General features: G+C 34.6%; 2 protein-coding genes. Both read right to left on the minus strand.

Annotated elements, in window-relative coordinates; translation table 11 throughout:
• Positions 1 to 163 precede the first annotated feature (163 nt).
• The gene (locus KW502_RS15205; protein ID WP_219041399.1) at positions 164 to 625 is read right to left on the minus strand and encodes a hypothetical protein; all 462 of its coding nucleotides are present in this window, start codon (positions 623 to 625) and stop codon (positions 164 to 166) included.
• The coding region (locus KW502_RS15210; protein ID WP_500793361.1) for an RHS repeat-associated core domain-containing protein at positions 594 to 1,488 on the minus strand (895 nt) is incomplete at its 5' end. The genes KW502_RS15205 and KW502_RS15210, both read right to left, overlap by 32 nt.

Raw genomic sequence — 1,488 nt, forward strand, 5'->3', positions numbered from 1 at the left:
ATATCCAAAAACTGCCGGAAGATAAAAAAAATGTCGTGATGGAACTGTTAGATTCCTTCCTTAAACAGACCAAGCTCCAAAGTATTATGTAAACAATAAACCCCGCAATTTTAACCTTGCAGGGATTATTTTTCTATTTTAATAGCAACTCTTTACTACATTACTAATTTGATACTTTATAAAAAGTTGTTATTCTATCTTTATCTACTATTAAAAAATTGTCTATTTCTTTATCTATTTTAATTTTACCATTTTCATCCACCAATTTATTTTTCTTATATACCCAATTTTGTTTTAGAGGGAAGCCTGTATATTCAATAAGTTTTTCATCTTCCAAAATCTCTTTTCTATTATATTCTATTTCACCCTCTGATTTATATAACAAAAGCTTTATTAATGCCCCATTTATATCATATAAGGCTTTGTGCCTTAATGAGTACTTATTTCCGCCTAAATAAAATAATGAATTATTATCGTACATATAATTTTCGCCACTCACTAGAACCCCAGAGCTTATTTCTACTATCCGAGGTTCTTCTTTTTGTGCGTTACAACTAAAAAGTAACAACATAAATAATAACATTGAATAAGTTCTAATTAAGTTCTTTAGTTGTAGGGTATTCATTTCCTTCTCTTTTTTCAATTATTACTCTAATATGTCCTGGATTAGTTTCACTCTTATCTGCTTGATTTTGTATTGCATTGAGAATATTATTGCTATACGTGTTAGATTGATTGGAACTTGAATTTCCTGGATTACAAATACCAAAACAACCTTCAGACGCTGCAACCCCATTTTCACCATACTTATTATAATTTCCTCCTACGTGTATCATTACCCCTGCAGCTACATCTTTCTCATTTCTATATCCCATATTTACTGAAGTTTCATTAGGTTCAGCATGCATGACTTCGGAACCATATTGAGTCAACTTTAACGCTTCAGTGTCATTTCCTTGTGGATATCCATTTGGCATTACTTTTCCAGTATAATGATTTTTATTACCATCCTTAGGCTCAAAGGCTGCATTAGAGGCTGTAGAGCTTCCTCGTTCTACAGTCCAAGCATCCCTAGTGATTGAAAATTCCATTCTAAAATTAGAATCCTCGGTATCTGTCACTACTACATTGTATAAATCAGCCTGTGTTGTTGTTCCAGGTGCAACATAACCCAATACTCTCTGTGTAGCAGTTTGTCCTGTTTTTTGTTTAGTAATTCTTATAATGGGATATTCCTGTGGAGCATTCCCATCGGGGTCAATAAACTTCACCGGGTTCTGTAAAGTATAGTTGTACGGAGACCACCCTGGGTATTTCTCCGCCATTGGGTCAGTAGTAAACCACATCCACTCTCCAGATCGCTCGCGCGAGCTTCCGCTCTTTACAACGTGTAGCGTATTTTCTGGTCGGCCGTGCCTTTCGGCAGGTAAATATGTGAGTTTTAAGCAGCCCATCGGTGTTTTAAAGATAGTCATTTTTTCTATTTTC

The organism is Mesonia aestuariivivens (assembly GCF_019311235.1).
Lineage (GTDB): Bacteria > Bacteroidota > Bacteroidia > Flavobacteriales > Flavobacteriaceae > Mesonia > Mesonia aestuariivivens.

Bases quoted from the DNA above. Each gene is read 5' to 3' on its own strand.
- KW502_RS15205 (WP_219041399.1), bottom strand. From the start codon at position 625: ATGAATACCCTACAACTAAAGAACTTAATTAGAACTTATTCAATGTTA.